We start from the raw sequence: 24,866 nt of genomic DNA on the forward strand, positions 1-24,866 counted from the left end.
CTCACACACCCTCCGTCAGCGGGCGCTCGGGAGCGCTGCGCCACAGCGCGGTGCGCAGCCCGTACAGCGCGGTCAGCAGGCTCCCGATGCCGATCAGCAGGCAGACGGCCTTGACGCCGTACGCGGAGGCCGCCGCCGTCAGCAGGCCGGCGCCGAGCGGGCCGAGCGCCGAGTGGATGGTCCAGAACGCCGAGGTCACCCGGCCCAGCAGCTTGTCGGGGGTGACCTCCTGGCGCAGCGACATCGAGCTGATCCCGCCGACACCGGTACTGGCCAGCATCACGCAGGCCAGCGCGGCGATCACCGGGACGCTCGCGGACAGGCCCAGGCAGGCGATGGCGGCGCCGCACAGCACGTTGGCGCCGATCCAGGTGGCGCCGAAGCCGATCTTCCTGCGGATCCGGGCCACGAGCGAGGAGGCCACCATGGTGCCGATGGTCGCGACGGCGAGCACGTAGCCGACGGTGGTGTCGCTGTGGCCCAGCGACTCCTTGAGGTAGTAGATGATCAGGTCGGTGAGGCCGTAGTTGAGGAAGGTCAGCACCGAGAGCAGCACGGTGAGCGGCCGCATGATCGGGTGGTCCCAGAGGAACCTGGCGCCCGCCAGGAACTCCGCCAGCAGCGCCTTGCGCCGGCTGGTCGGCGGCAGCTCGGTCGCCTGCTCGGCCTCGGTCTCGTGTGCCCGCTCGCGGGTGCGCACCAGCAGCACGCCGAGGGCGGAGACGATGAAACTCGCGGCGTCGACGCCGATGGCGACCTCGGGGCCGACGGCGGCGCAGACCATGCCAGCGACCACCGGGCCGATGACGCTCGCCACCGCGAACGAGCCGTAGAGCTTGCCGTTGGCCTCGGTGATCTGGTCGCGCTCGACCAGGCTGGGCGTCATCGCCACGTAGCCGACCCGGAACAGCATCGCGAAGGCGCCGGCGATCGGCACCACCGTGTAGATCACCCACAGCTGCGGGGAGAAGATCCAGGCCAGCGGGATCAGCGCGTAGAGAACGCCCCGCGCCACGTCGCAGAGCAGGAGCAGCAGCCGGCGGTCCACCCGGTCGACGACCACCCCGGCGAACAGGCCCGTGAGGATCGAGGCGGCGCCCTGGAGTGCCGTCACCATACCCATCTGGACAACGGATCCGGTGGCGTGGAGAACCAGCAGAGGAAGCGCCACGTAGGAGAACGAATCACCCAGGGAAGACAGCGTTTGAATCGTCAGGAATAGCTTGAAATCGCGATTCTTCCATAATGAGCCGGAAACGTTCGGCACTGCTTCCCCTTGCTGGAGCCGCTGATCTGGAACGAGGCGAGACGTCAGTAGATCAGCCGTGTCGGCGCTCCGTCAACCCTTCTTGGCTGCTCCGGACCTTAGAGCTGACACCAACTCAGGTTCGCCTGGCTTCCTTGGGATTGGCTGTGAGCCAGTTCGATCACCCTTGACGTGTGCGCGATGGCCGGGGTAGGAAAAGGTGGGGGCCGTCTGTGATTGGCGGGCGCCGCAGTTCGGGTGTCGAGGGGGCGGGAATATTGCTCCGACGTGAATGCGGTGGCCTGGAAATTCTTCCGAGAGGTACAGATGGAGTTTCGATGGAATTAACCAACTGGCGCTGTCCGGGCGGTGGGGGTGACACCCTCGTCCTCGCCGTGAACTTCGAGGCCGGCCGCGGTGACGCCGGGTTCTCCGACCTCGCCGCCCGGCTCGGCGACCACACCGTCTGGGAGACCGCGCCGCTGCCCGCCACCGGTGACCTGCTGCCGGAGAGCGCGCCCGAGGAGTACGTCCGGCCCTGGCTGGACGAGGTCCTGCGCCACGGCCGCCCCGTGGGCGCCGTCCTCGGGATGTGCGCCGCCGCCCCGCTCGCCCAACTCCTGGCGCGGGGCCTGCAGGAGGCCGCGCCGGGATCACCGGCGGTGCTGCTCTACGACCCGCTGCCCGTCGACCGGGACACCCTGGTGACGGAGTTCGAACTCGCCCTCGCCCCGCTGCGCGGCCGGATGACGCCCGCCGAACTCGAGGAGTTCGGCCGGCCGGTCGCCCTCCCCGGCGCCGACCTGGTTCCCGGCGCCGACCTGGTTCCCGGCGCCGACCCGGCCCCCGGCGCGGACCTGGTCCCCGACGCCACCGCCCTGCTCCGGACCTACACCCGGGCCGTGCACACGGTCTGCGGACGGCTCGGCGTCGCCGAGACCCTGCGGGCCCAGCTCGCCGACCGCTTCACCCGCTACCTCACCTACCTCCTCGCCGCCTCCCGCGCCGACCGGCCGAGCGGCCCCCGCCTCCTCCTGTCCCGCGACCACACCGCGCCCTGGCCGGGCGAGCCCGCACTGACCACCCGCTTCGAGGTGCCCGGCGCCAAGCTGCTCGCCGACCCCGAGGTGGCCGCCTTCACCGAACGGGCGCTGCGCCGATGACCGGCGCCGGGCTCCACGGAGCCGCCCCCGACGGGCATCCGGCCGAACTGGTGCGCGCCGCCCGGCGCGAGCGCATAGCCCGCGACCTCTACGAGCACGAGAAGGACTGGCGCCTGCACCCCTTCGACGGCCTGGACCCGCGCGAGGTCTCGGACCAGGCGCTGGCCCGCGAACTGGCCCTCGAACTCACGCAGGCCGACTCCGGGGACGCGGCCGGGGCGCGGCACCGCCGCAAGCACTTCCCCGTCCTGTTCGTCAGCGCCCCGCACGTCGAGGAGGGCGCCACCGGCTCCTTCCCCGGCATCCCCACCCCGCTGCTCTACGCGACCAGCGTCCTCGACCGGCAACTGCGGATCGACGAGTTCCCGGCCGCCCGGGTGCCCGAGGTCGTCGGCGTCATGAACCCGCTCGCCTACAGCCCGGCCTTCGAGGCCGAGCTGATCCGATGCCTGAAGCAGCACCGGCCGGCCCTGGTCGGCATCAGCAACCTCTCCGAGGGCCACCACTTCGCCCTGCGGATCGCCTGCCTGGTCAAGGAGTTCTCCCCGGACAGCCTGGTCCTGCTCGGCGGACAGCACGAGGACGCCGTCAACGCCCGCGCCTACCGCTCGGCCGCCCTCCGGGTCGGCGGCATGGACGGCAGGAAGCGCGCCGCGCACGCCCAGTTCGACCTGACGGACGCCGAGTACGGCCGGCTCCCGGCCCTGCAGACCCTGGCCGAGGACGAGGAGCGCGAGACCGTCGACCTGGTCTTCGCCGGTGAGGCCCCGTTCGCCCTCGCCGAGGTGGTGCGGGTGCTCGCCGAGCACCTGGACGAGGGCATCGAGGGCGTCAAGCGGGCCCTGCTGGCGGGCCGCGAACGCTTCGCCCGACTCCCGGGCACCGGAGAGCTCTTCCTCTACGACCGCGACACCGAGCGCATCGAGTCCGTCGAACTGAGCGGAGCGCCGATCGACGGCAACGAGATCCCGTTCATCGACCTGACCCGGCTCACCCACGAGAACCGCTTCTCGATCTTCGGCAACCGCCTGACCGCCCAGGTGATGGCCGCCATCGGCTGCAAGTACTCCTGCAGCTTCTGCCACGAGTCGGCCGACGCCTTCCTCTACAACCAGCCCAAGATGCGCCAGCGCACCCCCGAGAACGTGGTCAAGGAGATCGCCCTGCGCCGCGAGCAGGGCTTCGAGGCGGTCTTCTTCGACGACAGCACCTTCACCCAGAACCCGCGCTGGCTCGCAGAGTTCCTCGAACTGCTCCGCAAGGAGACCGGCGGCGAACCCGTCGAGTGGGGCTGCCAGACCACCATCAACGACGTCACCCCGGACACGCTGCGCGCCATGGCGCAGGCCGGCTGCAGCTACATCTACTTCGGCGTCGAGTCCGCCGAACCGGACAACGTCGCCGTGCAGAAGGTCCGCCAACTCCGGGTGCTCGCCACCCCGGTGGACTGGGCGACCAGGTTCCGCGAGGTCGCCCACCTCTGTCGCGACCTCGGCATCCGGGTCGGCACCTCCCTGCAGTTCGGCCTCGGCGAGACCGAACGGCAGCGGCTGAACACCCTCGACCTGATCGCCGAACTCCACGGCAGCGGCTGCATCCCCGACGGCTGCGTCGCCCTGAACATCAACAGCCCCTACCCCGGTACCGGACAGTGGCTGGAGATGATTCACAGCGGCGCCGAACTCCCCGACTACCGCGTCAAGTTGGAGCGCCACCCGGGCTTCGAGACGGCACACCAGTTCTCCTCCATCGGCCCCGCCGAGGCCGAGGAGCTCTACCGCCTGGCCGCAGGCAGACTGGGGGCCGCGATCCATGCCTCCGAGTGAACCCGGGACGCTCGTCGACCGGGCCCGCCTGGACGGGCTCAACGCGCACGAGACGGCGTTCCTGTACGAGGAGATCGTGACCCGCCGCGGCTACCTGCCCGAGGGCCTGGAACTGCCCGAGCACGCCGTCGTCCTCGACGTCGGCGCCAACATCGGCGTGTACGCGCTCTTCGTCCGGGCGCACTGCCCCACCGCCACCGTCTACGCCTTCGAACCGCTGCCGCCGATCTTCGACAAGCTGCGGCGCAACCTCGCCGCACACGGAGAAGCGGTCAAGCTCTTCCCGTACGGACTCGCCGACCGTACGGGCGAGGCCCGGTTCACCTTCTACCCGGGCTACACCACGATGTCCGCCCGCAGCGCCCTCGCCGACACCGCGGCGGACCGGGCCTACGTGCGCGACCTGGTCGTCAGCGCCGACGGTGCTGACGGCCCCGGCCTCGGCGACGCCGCCGACTTCCTCGACGAGATGCTCGACTACCGGTTCCGCGAGGAGCCCTACGACTGCCGGCTTCGTCGGCTGTCCGAGGTCATCGAGGAGGAGCGGCTCACCCGGATCGACATGCTGAAGATCGACGTCCAGCGCGCCGAGGCCGAGGTCCTGCACGGGATCGACGACGAGCACTGGCCGCTGATCCGCCAACTCGCCGTCGAGGTCCACGACGAGCCCGGCACCGCGACGGCCGGCCGACTGCACGGGATCACCGCCGACCTGGAGGCCCGCGGCTTCGCCGTCCGCGTCCGCCAGGACGGCACGACGGCGAACGCCGACCGCGCGATGGTCTTCGCGTCCCGTTCCTTCACACACTCACAGGGAGACACCAGATGACGGGTACGACGGGTACGACTGCCATGACGCCACGCGAATCGCTCGCGACCCAGGGCTTCGCCGGCCCGTTCCCCCGGTTCGCCTCCCCGGAGGTGATCGCCGAACTCGCCGCCTTCTTCGCCGACCTGCTCGAGCGGCAGCCCGAGCAGCCCCTGTACGGACGCTATTCCGTCCGGGACTGGCACCTGATCAACGAGACCCTGCGCGACGTGATGACCGCGCCGGAGCTCGTCTCCACCCTGGCCGAGGTCACCGGCGCCGACTCCCTCGTCCTCTGGCGCACCAAGCTGTTCGAGAAGTTCCCCGGCGACGGCGCCATCGACTGGCACCAGGAGTACGGCTACTTCGACGGCGAGGAGGTCGGCGGCCACCGGCCCGCCCTGTTCCCGCTCAACCACTCGGGCCAGTGGGACTGGACGCTCTGGATGGCCCTCACCGACGTCTCCGAGGACGACGGCGTGATGGAGTTCGTCAAGGGCTCCCAGCAGGCCCAGTACCCCAAGCGCATGGTCCGCCTCAGCGAGTCCGGCGCCTACGTCGACCCGCGCAACCGCGTCCGCACCAAGGAGGAACTCCTCTCCCGCGCGGCCAACAACAGCCTCATCCTCGACATCGACACCCGCCGCGTCTTCGAGGGCGTCGACGCCGACAAGTACACCCTCGACGAGCTCTTCGACCAGCTCGAGACCCACTGCGAGGACCTCCTCGCCGTCGTCACCGAACCCTTCGAGCTCGAGCCCGGCGCCACTCAGACCGTCCCCATGAAGGCCGGCGAGTACATCATCTTCACCGAGCGCTGCATGCACCGCTCCCGCGCCTCGCTCCCCACCGCCAAGCCCCGCCTCGCCATCAACGGCCGCTACACCCTCGGCGACACCTGGGTCTACCCCCAGCGCACCACCCGCGACACCGTCGACGGCTCCAACCTCGACATCAGCAAGCACCGCTGCGTCCCCGTCCTCGGCGACCGCCTCAACCCCGACAACGCCTACCTGTAACTACTCACCCGGGGACGCCCCTCGGGGCGTCCCCGACCGGGACCGTGCCGGGCCGCCCCCGCTCAGGGGACGAAGTTCGCACCGAGCAGGCCACGACCGGCCGTTGCCGCGGCGCGCCAGACCGGGAGGACGCCGTCGAGCAGCTCGTCGATGTCCTGCCGGTCCCCTTCCGGGTCCAGGGCCTCGGCGAGGAGCAGGGCGGCCCGGGCCCGTGTCTCAGCGGTCCAGGTGAAGACCCGTTCGACGGCGGGCAGCGTCCGGAGGACCTGCTCGGGGCTGAGGACGAGGTCTCCGAACCAGCCGGGCAGTTCGGCGCTGCGCTGCGGTCCGAGAGCGTAGGCCAGGGCGGCCGCCGGGTAACCCTTGCGGACGGAGACCGTGAGATAGGGAAGATCCCTGTCGCAACCGCGCTCCCACGCCTCGTAGACGAGGCAGATCCTCTCGTCCAGCGCGGACGGGCCGGCCTCGTCGAGGAACTCGTGCATGACCTCCTCGGTGCTGCCCGTCTGCTGCCATCGCCGGATCAGTGCTCTGGAGCCGGGGCGTGCGGCCTTGGCCTCGACGGCCGGTGCCAGCTCCGGCGAGTACTGCGCGATGACGTCGGCGTGCATCGGAATCAGGCACCACATGCCCAGGAAACTCACGGTGCTTCCCCCTCCTGCCCGGTGGCCGGTGCTGCAGGTCCTCCGCCCGGCAGCACCGCCAGGTGGCGAACCGGACCCCGGACGCGCCGGCTTCGTCGAGTGACACCATGCCACAGACCGATCGGGGACGGACAGTTCGTATTCCGGCGGGCCGGACCTCCCGCGCCCTCACCGCCCGGGCGGCAGCAGCGGGCGTTGCTGGACGGGGGAGGAGAGGATCACCGAGGTGGTGGTGCGGCCGAGGGCGGAGATGAGTTCGATCAGCTCTTCCAGGTGGGTGGTGTCGCGGGCGGCGATCCTGAAGACCCAGCAGTCCTCGCCGATCACGTGGTGCACCTCGAGGATCTCCGGGCGGTGGAGGAGTTCCTGGCTGCGGAGGTACTTGACGGTCATGCGGGCGTGCGGGGAGACGCGGACGAACGCCTGGATGCCGTAGCCGAGGCGGGCAGGGTCGACCTGGGCGGTGTAGCCGGTGACGGTGCCGTCGGCCTCCAGGCGGCGGACGCGTTCGCCGACGGCGGCCGGGCTGAGGTTGACCCGGCGGCCGAGTTCGCTCAGCGTGATCCGGCCCTCGGTCTGGAGGAGCTCCAGGAGGTGCAGGTCGACCGCGTCGAGGGTGCTCGCGGGGCGCACCGCGGAATCGTCGGCGGAGATGCCGCTCTGCCGTCGGTCTTTCGGTCGCAGCGCCGGAACTCCCACGATCTCCCCTTCAGTCGGTCGGCCCGCACCGTAACACTTGAGGCATGGAAAACGTGCTCGTCATCGGCGGTAACCGCTACTTCGGACGGGGCCTGGTGACCCTCCTCCGCGACTCCGGTGTCCGCGTCACCGTGCTGAACCGGGGCTCGGTCGCCCCGCCGCCCGGGGTCGCCCACCTCGTCGCCGACCGGGAGGACGGGGCGGCAATGGCCGCCGCCCTGGCCGGGCGGAGCTTCGACGTCGTGGTCGACCAGGTCTGCTACACCCCGCAGCACGCCGAGGGCGCCGTGCGGGCGTTCGCCGGCCGGGTGGGGCGGTACGTGATGACCTCCACGATCGAGGTGTACGACACCGGTGAGCGCCGGCCCGTGGGCGTGCCGCTCGCCGAGCACGTCGTGGACCCGCAGCACTGGCCGGTGCCTGAACCAGCGCCGCAGAAGGGCGAGTTGTCGTACGGCGAGGGCAAGCGCCAGGCGGAGGCGGTACTGACCCGCAGCGGCGCGTTCCCCTTCGTCAGTGTCAGGGCCGGGCACGTCCTGGGAGTCGACGACTTCACCGGCCGGCTCGCCTCCTACCGGGAGCGGATCGCCGCCGGGCTGCCGGTGGCCGTCCACCCGGAGAACCTGCCGTCCTCCTACACCCACGACGCCGAGATGGCCGACGTCCTGTGCTGGGCGGCCGGTGCGGACTTCACCGGGCCCGTCAACGCCTGCTCCCACGGCGAGCTGACCGCCACCGACCTCTGCGACCTGCTCGCCGACGGCCGCCCCTACCGTACGGCCGTGCCCGTGTCCGGCGAGGAAGCCTCCCCGTTCTCCTTCGACCGCTACTACGGGATGGACAACTCCCGCGCCGAGCAGCTCGGTTACACCTTCTCCCACACCCGCGACTGGCTGCCCGGGCTGCTCCTTCCCTCGCACGGATGATCGCGGGGCCTCGGCATCCACCACGACATCCCCGGCATCGTAGACGCGGCCCCCGACCGCGTGGTCACCGCCGTCTCAGAACGGCGGTGACCACCGGCCCGCCCAGGCGGGCTTCGACCCGGCCGGCGGCCAGAAGAAATCCGGGTACGACGGGTGAGGCCACACGTACCCCACCCACTCGCACTCCGGAACCGAGCCTTCGTGGTCGTCGGCGCAGCGGTCGGCCCATTCGCGGCCGACGAGTACCGGCCGCGTGGCCAGTCCGGTCGGAGTGGCCTGGACGCGCAGGACCAGGCCCAGGTCGTCGATCCCGGGGTTCCCGCGCGGCCCGTACGCCAACCTGCCGACCGATTCGGGAAGATCGCCCAGCCAACCGTCCAGTGCAGCCGGATCCCGGCCGACCAGCTCCAAGCCGTCCAGCGTTACCTGTGGCCCCCGCACGGCATCGGCCGCGACGCAGAACAGCCGACCCGAGCCGTCGAAGTACTCGTACAGGGCGGGCTCCTGCGGGCTGTGCCCCAGCTCGATGCCCACGGTCCCCGGGAACCAGGGCTCGGCCTGGAACCGGCGCAGCTCCCGGCCTGCGCCTCGCGGCCGTGGACGCGGCCGGGCCTGTCCAGGGAGCCAGCAGACTGGCTGGAGGGAAGGGGTCAACGGGCGCTCTCGGCTACGAACCCGAGGGCGCGCCGACCGTGTCGAGGTTCATGTCCGACCTGGGGGCACGTCATCGCCCGCCGTGCCCCCTGCCTCCCAGCGCAGGAGGTCGCCAGGCTGGCACATGAGGACCTCGCAGAGCGCGGCGAGGGTCGCGAAGCGTACCGCCTTGGCGCGGCCGTTCTTGAGGACCGCGAGGTTGGCGGGGGTGATGCCCACCCGGTCGGCGAGTTCGCCCACGGACATCTTGCGCCTGGCCAGCATCACGTCGATGTCGACGACGATGGGCATCAGATCACCTCGTCCAGCTCGGCCTTCATCTGCGCCGCTTCGACGTCGCGTGCGACGGCCTGGGAGAGGAGCATCCGCAGGACGAGCACGATGAGCGCGACGCCGAGGATGGCCACGCCGATCCCGGCCATGATGACGGTGACGCCCGGATCGTCCCGCTGGCCCGGGGCGTTGATGGCGGTGACCGTGAACCAGACGAGGGCGGCGGCGACGATCGCGCCGATCACGCCGTCCACGTAGCGGAAGGCGGCGTGGGAGAACACGGTGCCGCGTCGCACCATCGCCACCAGCCGCCACACGCACACCAGGGCGACCTGGGCCGATGCCATCCCCAGGACGGTGACCAGGCGCAGCGGGGTGAGGGGGAGTGCCCCCTCCGCCGGTTTGGTGGCCATCGCCCACACCATCATGGCCTGGATCAACACGGTGCCGGCGAGTACCACCGCCAGCACGGCGCGCAGCGCGCGTACGGCCAACTTACCCACGGCCCATCATTCCTTCCGATCGAACTGCGATCGGAATCTATCGAATCTCGATAGGCAGGGCAAGAAGCCTTGCCTTGCGCATGTCTTGAACTCCGGTCGGCGTATGCGTCAGTCTCATTTCGCCTTTGTGGGCGCTAACAATCCATCGAAGAGACATGCCCGTGGCGCATGTCCTCGACTCCGGCGGCTGAAAGGCTCCAGCACCCCGGACACCGTGTCAACCCTTCTCGCACAGCCCTGCCCCCCGTACGGCGCCCGGCCTCGCAGGCTCGCAGCGCGGCCCCGACGTACGTCCCGCGAGAGGGCCTCGGTCGTGCGCGATGGCTGGGCGCGAACCGGTGTTACCGCGGTTCTTCCTGCCACTCGATGCAGGTCGGTCGGAGGCCGCCGGAGAGCACGAACTCCTTCACGGCCTGACGAGCCAGGTCGACGGGAATCTCCGGTGACTTCCAGAACTCCCTCGGGTACGTGGCCAGCGTGTAGGTCACGTACTCCTTCTCGGCCGTGCCACTCGGAACGAACCAGCCGTCCGCGTCCGCGAAGGCGACGATGCCGACCTGTTCCTCAGGGTCGATCCCGACCAGGAACTCGTGCTCCGGGAACTCCGCCGGGACGGGCGTGCGGTCCAGTGAGAACAGCCTGGCCATGTTGTGGCTGGGGTGTCCGGCAACGAGCGCTTCGATCAGCCGATCGACGGCGTCCTCCGAACCGAGAACGAGGGGCTTCTCATGGTGCTCCTCTTGGAAAACCGCCTCAGCACCCCGCACGGTTCCTGCCTCCGTTGTCTGCGTCCGCCCTGGCCCGGCTCACCGGGGCCGGGTCCCGCGGTGACGGACTCAGCTGTCACGCGAGCCGGTTCAATCCTGTTGTCCGGCTCTCAGAACTCTTCCTCCTGCCATTCGATGCAGGTCGGAAGACGGCCGCCGTTCTCAAGGAATTCCTTCACGGCCTGGCGGACGTTTTCGATGGGAATTTCCGATCCGGGCATGAACTCCCGCACATGCCCGAGGAGCATGTACTCGCCTATGCCGCGATCCACTGTGCCTTTCGACACGAGGTTCTCGTCGTCCGCGAGGGTCAGCGCACCGGTCCGGGCGATCCTGTCGACCCCGACCGCCAACTCGTGATCTCGATACCCCGACGGCAGCGTGGGGCGATCGAGCGAGTACACCACGGCGCAGTTGCGGTCGTGGCGCCCATTCAGCAAGGCGTCGATGAAAGAATCCACGTCATCCGCGCTGGAGAGCTGGCCGGGAGCTCTGGTGTGTTCGGGTTGGAACTGTACCTCCAGCCCCTTGATCCTCATCCCCTGCCTCCGAAATGGTGACTCGTCACCTCACCTGACTCTGTGTCGCGTCAGTGTACCCTCGGCGTCCTGCCGCCCGGCAGCGGGATTCCACGTTTCAACGTGAAGTGCCCCGCCGGAAACGAATCCGGCGGGGCACTTCACTCCTGTTCGGTTATCACTACCCGATGGAACCCGTGAGCCCTTGCTGCCAACGGCTCTCGAGAATTCCGCGGACGTCTCCTCGGCGTGCAGATCGTTGTTCGCCTCAAGCTCCGCCCACGAGGGGACGCGCTCCGAACTGAGCGTCACTCCGTCTCGCGTCCGGTGCTCCCGATCGACGTCGAGCTTGAAGGCCGCGGTCAGAATCCAGCACCCGCAAAACGATCGAAGGCCCCTTCGGAAATTCCGAAGGGGCCTTCGACGTGGTGACGTCAACTGCCGATGTCCGGCCTGCTCGTCATCCCGCGAGGAACGGCCGCGAGGGATTCTCCCTCGCCTCGGCCCATCGCTGTTCGAAGAAGCCCGACGTGATCTCCTCGACCCAGATGTCATCGCGGTCATCGAGCTCCGCGAAGGGAGGAAGAGGATCGGGGCTCAGGGAGATCCTGCCCCTTCCTTCGTCCGCGGCGACCCACTCGACCTTGCCGCCTCCGTAGTACGCGACCTTGCGTACCTCTCTTCCCTCGGCGCTGATCTCGCTGAGGATCTCGGAAGGCTCCTCGGGCCCATGGCTCGGGTACGCCGTTTGCAGGTACCACGCCTTGGCCGGCGCTCCCTGCCTCCGACGCAGCTCCTGGGCGAGGGTCTGCTGGGCCCAGTGGCGCCGAACGCATTCGGGCCTCTCCGCCCGGCACGCCGGCCAGTCGCAGGTGCCGCCGCACGGCCCGCCCGGCTTCCAGCCGAACTCCTCGACGTGCCCGGCCAGTGTCGACCGGGATGCCGCGAGGTTCTCCCGCAGCAGATCGAGGTGCGCGGTGAACGCCGAAGGGTCCGATGCGCTGAGTGCCATGACCCGCTCCTCGGCTTCCTGCCAGGACCGCTCCTGGTGCGCGAAGGCCGAGTCCGACAGGGAGAGCGGGGGCACTCCTCGCGCCTTCGCCAGATTGGTGTCGAAGTTCTGCCAGAGCGCCTCCGCCTCCATGTACGGAGACCGGGGCTGCGGGTAGTACCTCGGCCACTGGGCCTCGCTGACCAGGATGGCCACGGATGCGATGCCCACCTGCAGGTGGACCGGATCGTATTCGTCGATGGTGTCTGCCGCCTGCCGATAGTCGTCGAGGACGATCAGCGCCCCGTCGGGCGCAGGACGCCCGGCGAGAGAAGCCTCGACGACGCTTTCCGTCGCAGCCTTGATCGGAGAATCAAGTGCGTCGAGCAGCGGAAGGATGCGGATCAGGCAGAATACTCCACCGTGCATGGTGATTCCTTGCATTTCGGATCAGTACCCTATTTCCCCGTTCCTGAATTCTCTGTTGATCGCGGTCTTCCACCGAGTGTACTCGGGAAGGTCTGCGTCAATTCCCCCACGTGAGTCTGCACCATGCCGCGCAGGCCGGTCACAAGCTTGCAGCGCGTGGGGCACATGCGCGTACTCGAAGCAATTCCGAGGAGTACGTGTTTGTCCTCGAGCGCGCCGACGATGGTCGCCTCCACGTCCCCCTCGCCGAACTCGGGTCCACGGCAGGGGAGTCGGTGGCGGGCCCGTCCCGTAGCGGGTCGTGGCGGCTGCTGTTCGCCCCTTCGGCGCTCAAGCTCACCCTGTTGTGCTGCGGGTTCTGGATCATGTGCACGACGTCCTACTACGGGATCACCTTCTACACGCCGACCATGGCCAAGCAACTGACCACGAGCACCGCACAGACAAACGTCGGCCCGCTGATCTTCGCCCTGGTCGGACTGGCGGGCGCGGGTCGCAGGCGTGCTGCTCGTCGACCGGGTCGGCCGCTGGCCGCTGCTGATCTGCGGATTCTCCGGACTGGTCCTCGCGCTGCTCGCGCTCGCCCCGCAGCCCAATCCGGGCCTTGCCATGCTGACTGCGCTGCTGACATCTCGAATGTGACGTCATGGGCGGTCGGCTGCTCGGGGGAACGCCGGTACCCGACCGTCCTGTGGAAGGATGGGCGGATGATCGATCCCACACATATCGACCTGCCCCAGTTTCTGGCCACATGGTTCGGACCTCCCGCGGCAGAGGCGAAGCCCCTTCCCGAGAGCTGCAATTGGCTCCCTGCGTCATTGCGTGACTGGCACGCGCTGATCTCGAGGTGGGATGAAGAGCTTGCGTTCACTACGAGAATGACCCCTCCCGAACGGATCGCGGTGGAAGACGGTAAGGCGGTCTTCATGTCGGATTGTGGCGGAGAATGGTGCTGGAGCTTCGATCCGGCCATGCCGGGAAGTGTCTTCAACGCCGAAATCTACGAGCCGTGGGAGCAGGATTCCGAAACGATGTCGGAATTCCTGGTGCACCGGACGATCATGGAGGTGCTTTCCGGGGCCAGCACGAGGATGCGGGCATCAATGGTTTCGGATGAGCACATGGAATACATCCTCGATTCTGCGGAAGAAGTCGCTTTCGGTGCTTGGAGCTGGCCGGTCCCCGGGTATCGAACCTTCATGCGCGGTGACGTTCTGATGCAGATCATCCGGTGCGACGACGGGCCTGGATGGGACGTGGACATTGCCGCCCCGGAGGTCGGAATGTTGTCCAGGTTCAGGGAGATGGTCGATGTGAAGTGGCTCGGCTGACCTGATTCGGTGCAGGAAAGATTTGAGGCCGGACCCGCAATTCGCGGGTCCGGCCTCAAGTCATTTGTTCGTTAGTTTCCTATGAACGGGGCAGGGCGTTGGATGACGCCATTGATGTCCTTGTAGATGACGCTCAGTGAATGGCCTGTCGGAAGCATGTCCTCGAGATACTTGAAGCAGGTGGAGCAGACCTTTCGATCCTCCGCTGCCACCGAATCGGCGAAGTGGATGAAGAGGGTAGCCGACTTCATCTCCGAATCCTGGTGCATCATCGCCGCAACCTGAGATTCCAGGTGGTGGGCGAACCCCATCTGGGTGCCCGGTGCTCGCGTTGCGGCCAGCGGGTTGATGTTCCTGGCGCCCGAGGAAAGGGCATCCGAGAACCACCCGCGCCCCTGGACGTGCAGGGCGCCGGTGGCCTTGCCAGGCTTTGCGAAGGCGCTTGCCGCGCGCTCGGCGGCAGCCAGCCCTGTCTCCTCGCAGGGCAGCCCGTTGTTGTTGTGGACCAGGACCGGGGTGTTTCCGGCCTCCACGTAGTAGGTGTGGAGGTCGCCGACGGTGAGGTCGTAGGTGACGGTGTCAGCGTGGAAGAGACGGACGCCGGTGACCTGGGCGGTGCCGGTGGGCGTCTGGAGGACGTCGCCGACGCGGAGGTCCTTGGCCTCGACGAAGGCGGTCTGGGTCTGGTCGTAGAAGGGGTGGTGGAAGGTGGTGTGGATGGTTCCACCGTCGGCGTTGGCGTCCGAGTCGGTGGTGTCAGCGGTGCCAGCAGTGCTAGCGGTGTCGCTGGTGGTCGAGGCCGCGTAGGCGACCGGAGCGGTCGTGTCGGCCGGCTGGTGGTTGACGCCGATCAGGCTGGCGGCGGCGAGGGACGCGGCCAGGGCGAGGCCGGCGCGCTGCCAGATCCTCTTGCCCAGCGGGATCTCGGCCTGCTTGGCCGGGGCTGCCTCGGCGGTCCGGGTCGGGCTGGTGTGCTCCTCGTTGCTCTTGGTGCGGGTCGGGGTGACCGTGACGTTGGCGAAGTCGTGGTCGGTAGTGGTGACGATGACGTTGGTGACGGTGTGGGTCTGCGTCCCGTCCTGGCCGGGGACGGCGTTGGTGATCTGGTCGCCGGTCCTGACCTGGTCGATCCTCTTGGTGCTGCCGTCGGCCATCAGGACCGGAGTGGCACCGGTGAAGCTGTGCGGCACAGGGGGAATCGGGCAGCTCGCACCGGACTCCGATGCGGACCTGGCTCCCTTGGCCCCGGCCTGCCGGGCCGCCGCCTGGGTGGCGTCCTCGGCCGCGACGTCCGCGGCTTCGGTCGCGCCCTTGCCGAACAGGCCGCCCACGGCTTCCATCGCCTTGGGAGCGACCTTGCCGATGATCGCGCCGCCGAGCTTGCCGAGGGCCCCGCCGACGGCGCCCTCAGCAGCGCCCTCGAGCGCGGACTTGCCGAACGCGCCTGCGCTGCAGGCCGATCCGCCCTTCTGCGCACACTTGAAGCCCTGGGTGACCAGGCTTCCCGCAGCTCCCGCGGCCGCCGCGCAGCCGATGGAGCCGACGCCGCCGGTCAGGGCCTCGCAGCCCGCGAACACGGCGGTCGAGACCACGAACGAGGTGATCGCGGCGGCGTGGTGCTTGACGAAGGTCGCCGCGGTCTTGGCCGCGTGAACCGTCGCCTTGTACGCCGTGCGTGCGGCCTTGTACGCCACGCCCGCGGCCTTGTGAGCGACCTGGACGACGCGCTTGGCGGCAGCCTTGGCGGCGTGGTAGGCGTGTTTCACGACCCGTACGGTTGCGTGGTAGGCGCGTCTGACGGTCCGTACCGCCCAGTGATGGACGCGTTGAGCGTAGTGATAGGCGCGGTGATAGGCGTCCTTGACGTGGTGGTAGACCGACCGGGCCGTGCTGACCGCGGCGTGCTCCACGTACGTGGCAGCGGCCTCGACCTTGTTGGCGACCCAGGTGGCGCCGGTTTCGACCTTGTCGGCCACCCAGGCGGCCCCGGTTTCGACCTTGTCGGCCACCCAGTGGGCGCCGCTGTCGACCGCGTTGACCACCTTGTTGGCGATCTTGCAGGCCGAGTCGGGCATGTACCAGGGGCAGTGGCCGGACGGGTCACCCGCGGAGAGCGGGTTGTCGGCGACGTAGGCGAACGGGTTCGCCGCAGCCGAGTTCGGCACCGGGTTCAGCGAGACGGTGTCCTTGTTGAGGAACACACCCGTACGCGGGTTGTACCAGCGCGAGGCGGTGCCCACCAGGTTGGTGGAGCTCTCCGTCCAGCCGGACTGGAAGCCCAGGTGTCCGGGCAGACCGCTGTTCGCTGTCACGGCGCCCAGTGGGTCGTACGTGGCGGAGGTCGTCAGAGCGGAACCGGTCGGCGCGAAGGTGCCCACCACGTCGTTGTGCTGGTCGAGGACGGCCAGCTGTCCGGTCGAGGTCGACATTGCCCCGGCGAGGTTCAGTCCGACGAGTGAGTTGCCGGGGTCGTAGGTGTAGGAGTAATCGCCGTCGGAGGCGACGACGTTGCCCGCACCGGAGTACGAGAACGTGCGCGTCGTGGCCCCGCTGGTGGTGTCGGTGATGTTCCGTCCGGCCGCGTCGTGGGTGTACGACTGCGTACCGGCAAGCACCTGCTGCCCGTAGGCGTCCGAGGCCAGCGTGGTGCTGCCCGCGGAGGTGATGTCGCTCTTCATCGTGCCGCGCGCCGAGTACGTGTACGTGTGCACGCCGTCCGAGGTCAGCTGGTCACGTGCGTCGTAGGTGAACACGTTGGAGCCGGACTGGATGCGGTTGCCCGAGGCGTCGTACGCGTAGGCGGTGTTGGTGGTGCCGTTGTTCCACGACGTGAGGCGGTTGGCCCAGTCGTAGCCGTAGGTGTGGTTGGCCGCTCCCGTGACTCCGGTGGTGCTCTTGCTGGTCAGGTTGTTGTTGTTGTCGTAGCCGTAGGCGATGGAGGCGAGGGTCGTCGTCCCCTTGGCCAGGGTGTCCGAGGTCAGGCGGTGCAGGGCGTCGTAGCCGTAGGTCCGCACGTTGCCGAGCGAGCCGTAGGTGACCGACGAGACCTGGTTGAGCTTGTTGTAGCCGTAGGTGAGCTGGGCACCCGTGGCCGGGTCGTTCGTAGACTGCAGACGTCCGGCCGTGTCGTATCCGTAGCCGGTTGTACCGGCCGCGTCCGTCCGGGAGGTCAGCTGGCCCGAGCCGTTGTAGGCGAACGAGGACGCACCGCCCGAGCCCGAGGCCGTCAGCAGCGCCCCGCGGTCGTTGTAGGTGAACGTCTCGCTGGTGGCCGCCTGGTAGTCGGGGTTCCCCATGGTGCCGGCACTGGAGGTGGCGGCGGTCAGGACCTGGCCCGCGTTGTCGTAGGTGAACGATCGGGTCGCGGTCGCCGCTTCGGCGCCCGTGCCCGAGGCCGTGAGCAGGTTGTCGACCTTGTCGTAGCCGAAGGACACCGACACCCCGCCCGGCAGGGCCTGGGAGGTCGTGCGGCCGTTGGCGTCGTACGCGTAGGTCGTCGTGGTGTTGTCGGCCGAGTTGTACGTACCGGTGCCCGGCTCCTGGACCGTGGCCATCTGGCCGCGGGAGGTGTACGTGTAGTACCAGGAGTTGTTGCGGCCGTCGGTGTACCGGGTGCGCTGGCCCGCCGCGTTGTAGCCGAACGACGTGGTGATCGAGGAGGTCGCCGAGACCGGCTGGATCTCCTGCGTCACCATGTTGCTCGCGTCGTACGTCAGCTGCGTGGTGTGGCCGTTGGCGTCGGTGACCGAGGTCGCGTTGCCGTTGCCGTCGTAGACCGAGGAGGTCTGGGTCAACAGGTTGTTGCTGGCGTCGTACTGCTTGTGGGACGCCGGCAGGTTGGCGGCCGTGTAGTCGACCGTGCTGTACGTTCCGTCCGCCGCCGTCGTCCGGTACGGACGACCCACGAAGTCGTAGGCGACCGTCGTGGTGTTGTTTGCCCCGTCTGTGACCTGGGTCTGCTCACCGAGCCGGTTGTAGCCGTAGGCCGTGGTCACGTTGGTCGCACTGGTCTCGGAGGAGACGAACGCGCCATAGGGGCTTCCAGGCGTCACCGCGTAGGACTTGGTGCTGGTGAGCGTCTGATTGGTCGGGTAGCGCTCGAGCTTCGTCGTGGTGACGGGCCGTCCCATCCAGTCGTACGTGGCCTGGCTGGCCGCGCCGTTGCCGTCCGTCACCGACAGCTTCTCGCCGTTGGTGTCGTAGAGCGCATGGATGGTGCTGCCGTCCGCCGACGTGACCTGGGCCACGTCACCGAGCTGCGTGTACTTGTACTGGGTGCTCTCTCCACCCGGTCGGGTCGTCGACAGCACGTTGCCGTCGGCGTCGTACGTCCAGAGGCTCTGGCCGTTGACCGGAGTCGTCGAGCCCGGCGCCGTGTACACGGGAAGCGTCTGCGAGACCTTCTGCCCGTTGGCGTCGTACCCGGTGAAGCTCTCGTTCCCGTTCGGGTCGAGCTCCTCCACCGCCTCACCGAAGGTGTTGAACCCGCTGGTGGTCACCGGGCGGGCCGTCACCGAGGTGCCGCCGACCGCCTCCACCGCCACGGCCGGGGCCGTGGTCACCGCGAGGTTGCCCGCCTCGTCGTACGAGAACTGGGTGGTGTTGGAGTTCGGGTCGGTGACGGAGGTCGGCAGGCCCCGCTTGTCGTACGTCCACTGCGTGGTCTGCGTGTTGGACGATCCGACGGAGCCGCCGTTCTGGCCGTTGGTGTAGAGCGTCTGGGCCTCGGCGGCGCTGACGGCCCGCTGGTAGACCTGGACGTTCGCGACCTGGCCCATGGCCTTGTCGAAGGTGCCGTTGTTGGGCGTCTTGGCGGCGCCGACGGTCAGCCCGCCGGTGCCGGTCCACGGACTCGGGTTGTTGCCGGTGGCGCCCAGGGCACCGTTGACGTACAGGCTCATCGTGCCGTTGGACGCGTCGAACGTGGCGACCAGGTGGGTCCACGTGTTGAGCGCGGCCGAGGACGTGTGGGCCGAGTAGTAGGCCGACGGGCTCGTCGCGTCGGAGCTGTTCGCGATGAACGTCCAGCCGCCGAACGCCTTGGAGTACTGCAGGTAGAAGGACGGGACGTTGGTGCCGCCCTGGGTGACGAAGGAGTGGTAGGCCGTGTTGTCGGTCAGGTTCACCCACGCCGAGACGCTGTACGACGAGGTGGTGTTGAGGACCGGGCCGTTGGTGGAGATCGTTCCACCGGAGCCGTCGAAGCCGGCGGCCCCGCCGGACCAGGAGACGTTGCCCGAGACGGACGCGGTGTTCCCGTTGCCCGACTGGTCGGTGACCGTCGTGCCCGAGCTCTGGTTCAGCTGCCACCAGCCGGCCGGGTGGCCGGAGGCGTCGCCGTGGAGGGTCTCGGTGAGCGGACGGCCCATCGGGTCGTAGGTCTTGCTGATGGTGCGGTCCGCGCCGGAGGAGTCGGTCTGGCGCGTGGTGGCGACCAGGTCGTCCGGCGTGTAGGAGACCTGGGTGACGCGGTTGACGCCGGCCGGGTCCAGGGTCGTGCTGGCCACCCGGGAGGCGGCGTCGACCTGGTACTGGGTGACGCTGGCGCCGTTGTTGGTGGTCTTCTGGGTCAGGTTCCCGGCTGCGTCGTAGGTGCTGGACGACAGCTGGAAGGAGCTCTGCCCGGTCGGGTCCTTCCTGGTGACGGTGGCCGGCAGGCCGTTGTCCGTGTAGGTGTAGGTGGTGGTGTTGCCCATCGAGTCCGTGATCGACGCCAGCCGGCCGGCCGGGTCGTAGGCGCGCGAGGACTCCACCAGGTCGGTGGCGGCGGACGGTGCGACCGGGTCGCCCGTGTAGCCCTTGAGGGTCTTCGACAGCAGGTGGCCGTTGGCGTCGTACTGGAAGGTGGTCGTGGTGCCCGTCGGGCCGACCTCCTTCACCATCTCGCCCATGGCGTCGAAGCTGTACGTCGTCGTGCCGCCGTTGGTGGCGCCGGGCACGTTGCCGTTGGCGTCGGTGCGCGACTGCACGTGGTTGTAGGCGTCGTACACGGTGGTCTGCGTACGGGAGGCGTCACCGCCGGTGGTGTCGGCGACCGTCTGCGAGGTGACGTTGCCGTCGTAGTCGAAGACGGTGCTGACCTGCGCGGTGTGGATCGCCCCGGTGACGCGGTCGGTGAGCGCGGGGTTGGTCTCCTGCGTCACCTGGCCGTCGCCGTCGTAGACGTACGAGGTGGCCAGACCGTTCGGGTAGGTGTCCGAGACGACGGTCTTGGTCAGCACCCGGCCCAGCGGGTCGTAGGTGTACCGGGTGACCAGGCCCGTCGGGTCGGTGGTGGAGGCCACGTCGCCGTTGTGGAAGTACGCGACCGAGTTGACCGCTCCACCGGGCGAGGTGGTGGACACCGGCAGGCCCTTGGGCACGGTGCCGCTGTCCGCCGCCGGGTAGGTGGCGGAGCCGTCCGAGATCACCGTGGTGGTGGTGCGCCCGTTCGGGAAGCCGGGCACCGCCGCGGTGGTGACGCCGGTGTGGTTTCCGGCGGCGTCGAGGGTGTAGGAGGTCAGGTAGGTGTTGTCGGTGGCCGAGGCCGAACGGCCGTCACGCGAGGTGAGCATGACGTCGTTGCGGGCGTCGGCCGTGGTCAGCTGGGCGCTCGTGTCGTCCGGGAAGTACGTGAAGTACTGCGTCGAGCACGTGTTGGCCTGCTGGTTCTGGCAGTTGTTGACGGAGACCGTGTTGCCGCGCGGGTCGTGGCCGGTGCGGCTCATGACGCCGTTCGGGTCGACGGTCGTGGTCTGGAACCCGCTGGTGTCGTAGCCGTAGCTGACCGTGCTGCCCACGCCGTCGGTGTGGGACAGGGTGCGGTTGCCGTTGACCACGTCGTACCGGGTGGTCTCCGTGGCGTTCACCGGGTCGGTGACCACCACGGACTTCACCGGCAGCAGGCCGGTCGAGTTCTTGCCCGCCGAGAAGTGGGTGGCGTCCTCCTGCGCGGACAGCGCGGAGTTGTAGAACGCGACCTCGGCGATCGAGCCGGGGAAGTAGCCCCACACGTTGTTCGGGGCGTTGGACCACTGCGACGAGTAGCCCGCGCCGACGTAGACGTAGTTCGACGAGCTCGGCTGGAACGTACCGGTGGAGCTGCCGGCCGACTGGCCGTCCAGGTACAGGTTCAGCGTGGTCGCGCTGCCGCTGAGCAGCACGTGGTGCCACTTGCCGTCGTTCACCGGGGCGCCGGTGGTGATCTGGGGCAGGCCCCAGAACGCTCCGCGGAGCTTGCCGTCGGTGCCCACGTACAGCGAGGGGACCCAGGAGCTCTGCCCGCTGCCGAGCGGGTTGGTGGCGTAGTCGAAGAGGGTTCCGCCGCCGGTGTTGCCGGCCGGCATGTTGAACCACATCTCGACGGAGTTGGGTCCGCTGTCCAGATGGTCGGTGTTGGGCAGCTGGATGTAGGACGAGGTGCCGTTGAACGCCGCCGCGGTGTTGTCCGAGAACGGACCGGCGGACCCGAGGGTGACGCCGTTGTAGGTGGCGGTGCCGCCGCGGACCTCGTCCGTGGCCGCGGCCGATCCGGCCGCGTCGCCCAGGCGCCAGTACCCGGCCGGGGCGCTGCCCAGCACGGAACCGCGGTACGTCTGGGAGGAGCCGGTCACCGTCGGGGCGCCGATCTTCCAGACGCCGCCGTTCTCGTCGGTCACCTGGGTGACGGCGGTGGTCGCCGCGTCGTAGGCGACGCCGGTGAACGCCTTGCCGGAGGGGCGGGTGATGCTGTTCAGCAGGCTGGCGGGGTGCGTGCCGTACTGGTAAAGCGCGTTGACGTCGGCCGTCACCAGCGGGCGGTTGTACCAGCCCACGTCGGCGATCTGGCCGTTGAAGTAGCTGACCGTGCCCTTGCCCGTGTTGGGCTGGTCCGGCCAGCTGCCGCCGAGGAAGCCGGCGCCGACGTAGTTGTAGGGCTGGTTCGCGCCGAACGCCACCGCGCTCTGGATGGACACGGTGCCCGACAGGGTGCCGACCTGGGCGTTGTCCAGGAACAGCGCCTGCGAGTTGCCGGCCGCCGACAGGACGACGTGGTGCCACTTGCCGTCCGTGACCGCCGCGCTGCTGGTGATCGGGGCGGTGCCGCCGCTGTACCAGAACTCGGCGTTCAGCTTGCCGTCCGAGCCGACGTAGATCGACGGCGTGTAGTAGCCCGCCGCGCTGCCGGCCGAGAGCGGCGTGGAGGCGTACGAGTACAGCACGCCCGGACCGGCGGAGGTCTTGAACCACAGCGACAGCGCGCCGGAGTTCGCCGCGTTGCCCGTGTTCTGCGGCAGCGTCATGTACGAGGACGTGCCGTTGAACCCGGCCACCGTCGCGGTGGAGCCCGCCAGCGGACCGCCGGACTGGCCGAGGGTCACGTTGGTGTACGTGCCGTTGCCGTTGGCCTGGTTGGCCAGGACGGCGTCGGCCGCCGTGGTGGCACCGGCCGCCTCCGACATCGGCCAGTAGTTCTGCGGGCCGAGGTCCATGATCGCGTTCTGGTACTGCGATCCGGAGGTGTAGCCGTAGGAGTGGCAGTGCACCGCGTCGGTGGGCCGGCACATCGCGGTGAGCTGGTCACCGGTGTACTTGTAGGTCCAGGTCAGCGGGCCCGGGGTGCCGAGCGAGTCGGTGGAGACCGTGGCCACGTGGGCCGCGTTCGCCCCCGACGGGGTCGCCCAGGTCAGGTGCAGGGCGCGCCCGGAGACCTGGGAGGTCATGTCGGTGATCTGACCGTTCGCCCAGGTGTAGTTGATCGAGCGGTTGTTGGCGTCGGTGATGGCCGTGACGCCGAAGCCGCCCGCCCCCAGCCCCTGGGTGAAGGTGTAGACGTTGCTGTTCTTGTCCGTGAGCGAGTACCCGCCGGTGACGGACTTGAAGGTGGCGAAACGCCCCGACGGCGGGCTGAAGCTGCCGTCGCCGTTCTTGCCGAAGCCGACCTGCGCGCCGTTGGGGTAGGTGATGACCACACCGGTCACCGCGCCCGCGGCGTTGTACTGCTCGGTGGCGCGGGAGTCGAAGACGCTCGACCACCCGGTGCCGAACGCGCCCGTGTAGCGCGGGTCGCGCGAGTTGTAGTCACGGACCACCGACAGCGGCGGACCGGCCGTGGAGACCTCGGCGTCCGTGTCGGAGGTGGTGTAGTTGCCGATCGACGCGTCGAAGCCGTGCTCGCTGCTGTTCTGCGACAGCCCCGAGGTGATCAGCGGCTGCGGCACCTGGATGTTCAGCGCGTACAGGCCGTTGGACGGCGACCAGAGGTTGGCGTCGTTGGACTGCACCTGCCAGTAGTAGGTCTTGCCCCAGGACAGCTTGCCCGCGGGCACCACCCAGTCACCGGCCGCGATCAGGCCGGAGTCGGCGATCTTGGTGTTGGTGTTGTCGTAGACGGTGAACTGGTACTTGAGCGTGCTGCTGGCGCCCGTCGAGTTCGCCCCCGCCGACCAGGCGGTCAGCTCCGGGGTGGTCGTGTAGGCGACGGCGTTGTTGCTCGGGTACTGCGAGTACACCTGCGGGCCGGAGTTGCCGGTGTAGGTGACCTGCATGTACGGGCCCTTGTTCGGGTCCATGAAGGAACCGAACTTCTTCCAGTGCAGGGTGTCGTTGGTGGCCGCGTAGACCGCCAGGCCGTAGTCCGGCGTGCTGCCGTTCATCCAGCCCTGCAGGGCCGAGGCGGACAGCGGCACCGACACCCAGTCACCGACGGCCGGGTTCGCCGTGGTGTTGGTGCAGGCGTTGGTCAGCGTCGGCGAGGCGTTGCCGATCGAGGCGCCGAAGCTGGGGCCGGGGTAGTTCTGGACCTGGCTCGGCGTCCACGGCTGGGTCACCAGCGCGACGTCGAAGCGCTGCGGGGACGCACAGGTCGAGGCCCAGGTCTCGAACAGCTTCAGCGTGGCCGAGGTGACCGTGACGCCGGAGCCGTCCCAGCTCTGGTACCAGTGGTTGATGAAGCTGTTCGCCTTGTTGGTGCCGCCGTCGTAGGAGCCGATCTTGATGAACTGCTCGTACGAGTGGTCGGTGTTGTTGCCGTCCTGGGCGTAGGCGGTCGTCCAGCCGTCGGTCACGGTCGGGTCGACGGTGATCGGGAACTGGCGGTCCTTGCTGCGCACCCAGGACTCGTCCAGCGTCACCTTCAGCGAGGTGCCGCCGTTCGCGGACTTGACCAGCTCGTAGCGCACGGCGTTCGTGCTCGCCGCGTCGCCCGAGCGGGGGTCGACCTTGGAGTCGTAGGCGTAGGCCGGCGGGATCTGCTCGACCGTCTTGCCCGCGGCGTCCGTCAGGTTGATCGAACCGTCCTGCTGCTGGTGCGGCGCCAGGCCGTCCAGGTTCAGCGGGAAGGTCCAGGTGTTGCCCGCCTTCGCCGAGTGCAGGACGATCGATTCCTTGAGACCGTTCGGCGTGGTGGTCAGCACCAGGTCGGTCTCGGGCAGGACGCCCGGGTAGCTGACGTCCGACCCGTTCGCCGTACCCGTGACCGGGGCCGCGCCCTCGAGCGCGTAGCTCAGGGCGTGGCCGCCGCCCGTCCGCAGGGTCGCGAGCGAGGTGTCGGCGGCCTTCGGCGCGAAGTCCACCGCGACCGAGTTGGCCGTCTCGTGCCAACGGCCGTCGCCCGCACCGTTCTTCAGACTGGTGTCGACCTTCTGCCAGTTGCCGGAGGCGTCCTGGTAGTTGATCGGGGTCTGGGAAATGTTCCGGGTGACTGAACCGTCGGCGTTGTCGAACGCGTCAGACGTCTTGGAGGACTTCGCCGCGTTGCGCTTGCTGCTGCGCGCGTCGAACCCCGTCTTCTGCGTGGCGCTCGCCCCCTGGTCGGGCTTGCGCTGGTGGGGGGCGTAGTCGTCGAGCTCGGAGGGGGACTTGCCCGGGGCGTGGCCCTGGCCGCCGGAGGCCCGGGTCTCGTCGGCCGTGGCCTTGTGGCCCCGCCCGGCGGCGGTCCCCGAGTGCTGTCTGGGCGTCGGGCCGAAGCCCGGTCTGCCCGGATCGTCCGAGAACCAGTCCTTCACCTGGTCCCAGGACAGAGACAAGGCCGGGAATCCGCGTTCTGCGGCCCCGGCCGTGGATATGCCTCCGACGGTGGAGAGGGTCACGATCAGTGTGACCGCTAGCAG

The 24,866-nt window shown here is 69.0% G+C and carries 17 protein-coding genes; 7 read left to right on the forward strand and 10 right to left on the reverse strand.

Annotated features, from left to right (window positions below; all coding sequences use genetic code 11):
• Position 1 precedes the first annotated feature (1 nt).
• Complete coding sequence (locus IH61_RS0103205; protein ID WP_037971470.1) at positions 2–1,267, reverse strand: MFS transporter; 1,266 nt, start codon at positions 1,265–1,267, stop codon at positions 2–4.
• A gap of 317 nt (positions 1,268–1,584) precedes the next feature.
• On the opposite strand from IH61_RS0103205, the gene IH61_RS0103210 reads away from it, so the two are divergent.
• Genes IH61_RS0103210 through IH61_RS0103225 form a run of 4 tightly spaced genes read left to right on the forward strand, consistent with a single transcriptional unit; the run spans position 1,585 to position 6,062 of the window.
• Positions 1,585–2,409 carry a hypothetical protein gene (locus tag IH61_RS0103210; protein ID WP_158844594.1) on the forward strand — a complete coding sequence of 275 codons (825 nt, stop codon included), beginning with the start codon at positions 1,585–1,587 and terminating at the stop codon, positions 2,407–2,409.
• On the forward strand, positions 2,406–4,235 hold the full coding sequence (locus tag IH61_RS0103215) for a B12-binding domain-containing radical SAM protein (RefSeq protein ID WP_031064535.1): 1,830 nt from the start codon (positions 2,406–2,408) through the stop codon (positions 4,233–4,235). The genes IH61_RS0103210 and IH61_RS0103215 overlap by 4 nt, the downstream gene beginning before the upstream one ends.
• Positions 4,222–5,064, forward strand: coding sequence for an FkbM family methyltransferase (locus IH61_RS0103220; protein WP_051836170.1), 843 nt, complete (start codon positions 4,222–4,224; stop codon positions 5,062–5,064). Before IH61_RS0103215 ends, IH61_RS0103220 begins: the two co-directional genes overlap by 14 nt.
• A gap of 23 nt (positions 5,065–5,087) precedes the next feature.
• Positions 5,088–6,062: a phytanoyl-CoA dioxygenase family protein gene (locus IH61_RS0103225; protein WP_031064540.1), complete on the forward strand. Its 975-nt coding sequence runs from the start codon at positions 5,088–5,090 to the stop codon at positions 6,060–6,062.
• Positions 6,063–6,124: 62 nt separating this feature from the next.
• On the opposite strand, the gene IH61_RS45545 is transcribed toward IH61_RS0103225, so the two are convergent.
• Positions 6,125–6,706: a hypothetical protein gene (locus IH61_RS45545; protein WP_158844597.1), complete on the reverse strand. Its 582-nt coding sequence runs from the start codon at positions 6,704–6,706 to the stop codon at positions 6,125–6,127.
• Positions 6,707–6,874: 168 nt separating this feature from the next.
• Complete coding sequence (locus IH61_RS0103235; protein WP_037971474.1) at positions 6,875–7,339, reverse strand: Lrp/AsnC family transcriptional regulator; 465 nt, start codon at positions 7,337–7,339, stop codon at positions 6,875–6,877.
• A gap of 110 nt (positions 7,340–7,449) precedes the next feature.
• Here IH61_RS0103235 and IH61_RS0103240 point away from each other — a divergent pair, with 110 nt between their 5' ends.
• Positions 7,450–8,331: an NAD-dependent epimerase/dehydratase family protein gene (locus IH61_RS0103240; protein ID WP_031064549.1), complete on the forward strand. Its 882-nt coding sequence runs from the start codon at positions 7,450–7,452 to the stop codon at positions 8,329–8,331.
• 75 nt (positions 8,332–8,406) lie between these two features.
• Here IH61_RS0103240 and IH61_RS42455 read toward each other — a convergent pair whose 3' ends face one another.
• The 6 genes from IH61_RS42455 to IH61_RS40300 all read right to left on the reverse strand — a co-directional run bounded on the left by IH61_RS42455 (position 8,407) and on the right by IH61_RS40300 (position 12,466).
• Positions 8,407–8,865, reverse strand: a complete 459-nt coding sequence (locus IH61_RS42455; protein WP_051836171.1) for a hypothetical protein — start codon at positions 8,863–8,865, stop codon at positions 8,407–8,409.
• A gap of 168 nt (positions 8,866–9,033) precedes the next feature.
• Positions 9,034–9,276, reverse strand: a complete 243-nt coding sequence (locus tag IH61_RS0103255) for a helix-turn-helix domain-containing protein (RefSeq protein WP_031064551.1) — start codon at positions 9,274–9,276, stop codon at positions 9,034–9,036.
• On the reverse strand, positions 9,276–9,761 hold the full coding sequence (locus IH61_RS0103260) for a DUF2975 domain-containing protein (RefSeq protein WP_031064554.1): 486 nt from the start codon (positions 9,759–9,761) through the stop codon (positions 9,276–9,278). The genes IH61_RS0103255 and IH61_RS0103260 overlap by 1 nt, the downstream gene beginning before the upstream one ends.
• Positions 9,762–10,102: 341 nt before the next feature.
• Positions 10,103–10,528, reverse strand: a complete 426-nt coding sequence (locus IH61_RS0103265) for an Imm1 family immunity protein (protein ID WP_031064557.1) — start codon at positions 10,526–10,528, stop codon at positions 10,103–10,105.
• Between the two features lie 110 nt (positions 10,529–10,638).
• Entirely contained in the window at positions 10,639–11,067 is a 429-nt protein-coding gene (locus IH61_RS0103270; protein ID WP_031064561.1) for an Imm1 family immunity protein, read from the reverse strand.
• 439 nt (positions 11,068–11,506) lie between these two features.
• The gene (locus IH61_RS40300; protein ID WP_037971478.1) at positions 11,507–12,466 is read right to left on the reverse strand and encodes a DUF6881 domain-containing protein; all 960 of its coding nucleotides are present in this window, start codon (positions 12,464–12,466) and stop codon (positions 11,507–11,509) included.
• Between the two features lie 501 nt (positions 12,467–12,967).
• Here IH61_RS40300 and IH61_RS46720 point away from each other — a divergent pair.
• Both IH61_RS46720 and IH61_RS46725 read left to right on the forward strand, forming a co-directional pair.
• Positions 12,968–13,108 carry a hypothetical protein gene (locus IH61_RS46720; RefSeq protein WP_158844600.1) on the forward strand — a complete coding sequence of 47 codons (141 nt, stop codon included), beginning with the start codon at positions 12,968–12,970 and terminating at the stop codon, positions 13,106–13,108.
• Positions 13,109–13,173: 65 nt separating this feature from the next.
• The gene (locus IH61_RS46725; protein WP_158844603.1) at positions 13,174–13,797 is read left to right on the forward strand and encodes a hypothetical protein; all 624 of its coding nucleotides are present in this window, start codon (positions 13,174–13,176) and stop codon (positions 13,795–13,797) included.
• A 71-nt stretch (positions 13,798–13,868) separates the two neighbouring features.
• Here the strand turns inward: IH61_RS46725 and IH61_RS0103285 are convergent, their stop codons facing one another.
• A complete protein-coding gene (locus tag IH61_RS0103285; protein ID WP_158844605.1) occupies positions 13,869–24,782 on the reverse strand; it encodes a LamG-like jellyroll fold domain-containing protein in 10,914 nt (3,637 codons plus the stop codon).
• Between the last annotated feature and the right edge of the window lie 84 nt (positions 24,783–24,866).

The organism is Streptomyces sp. NRRL WC-3742 (assembly GCF_000720635.1).
Taxonomy (GTDB): Bacteria; Actinomycetota; Actinomycetes; order Streptomycetales; family Streptomycetaceae; genus Kitasatospora.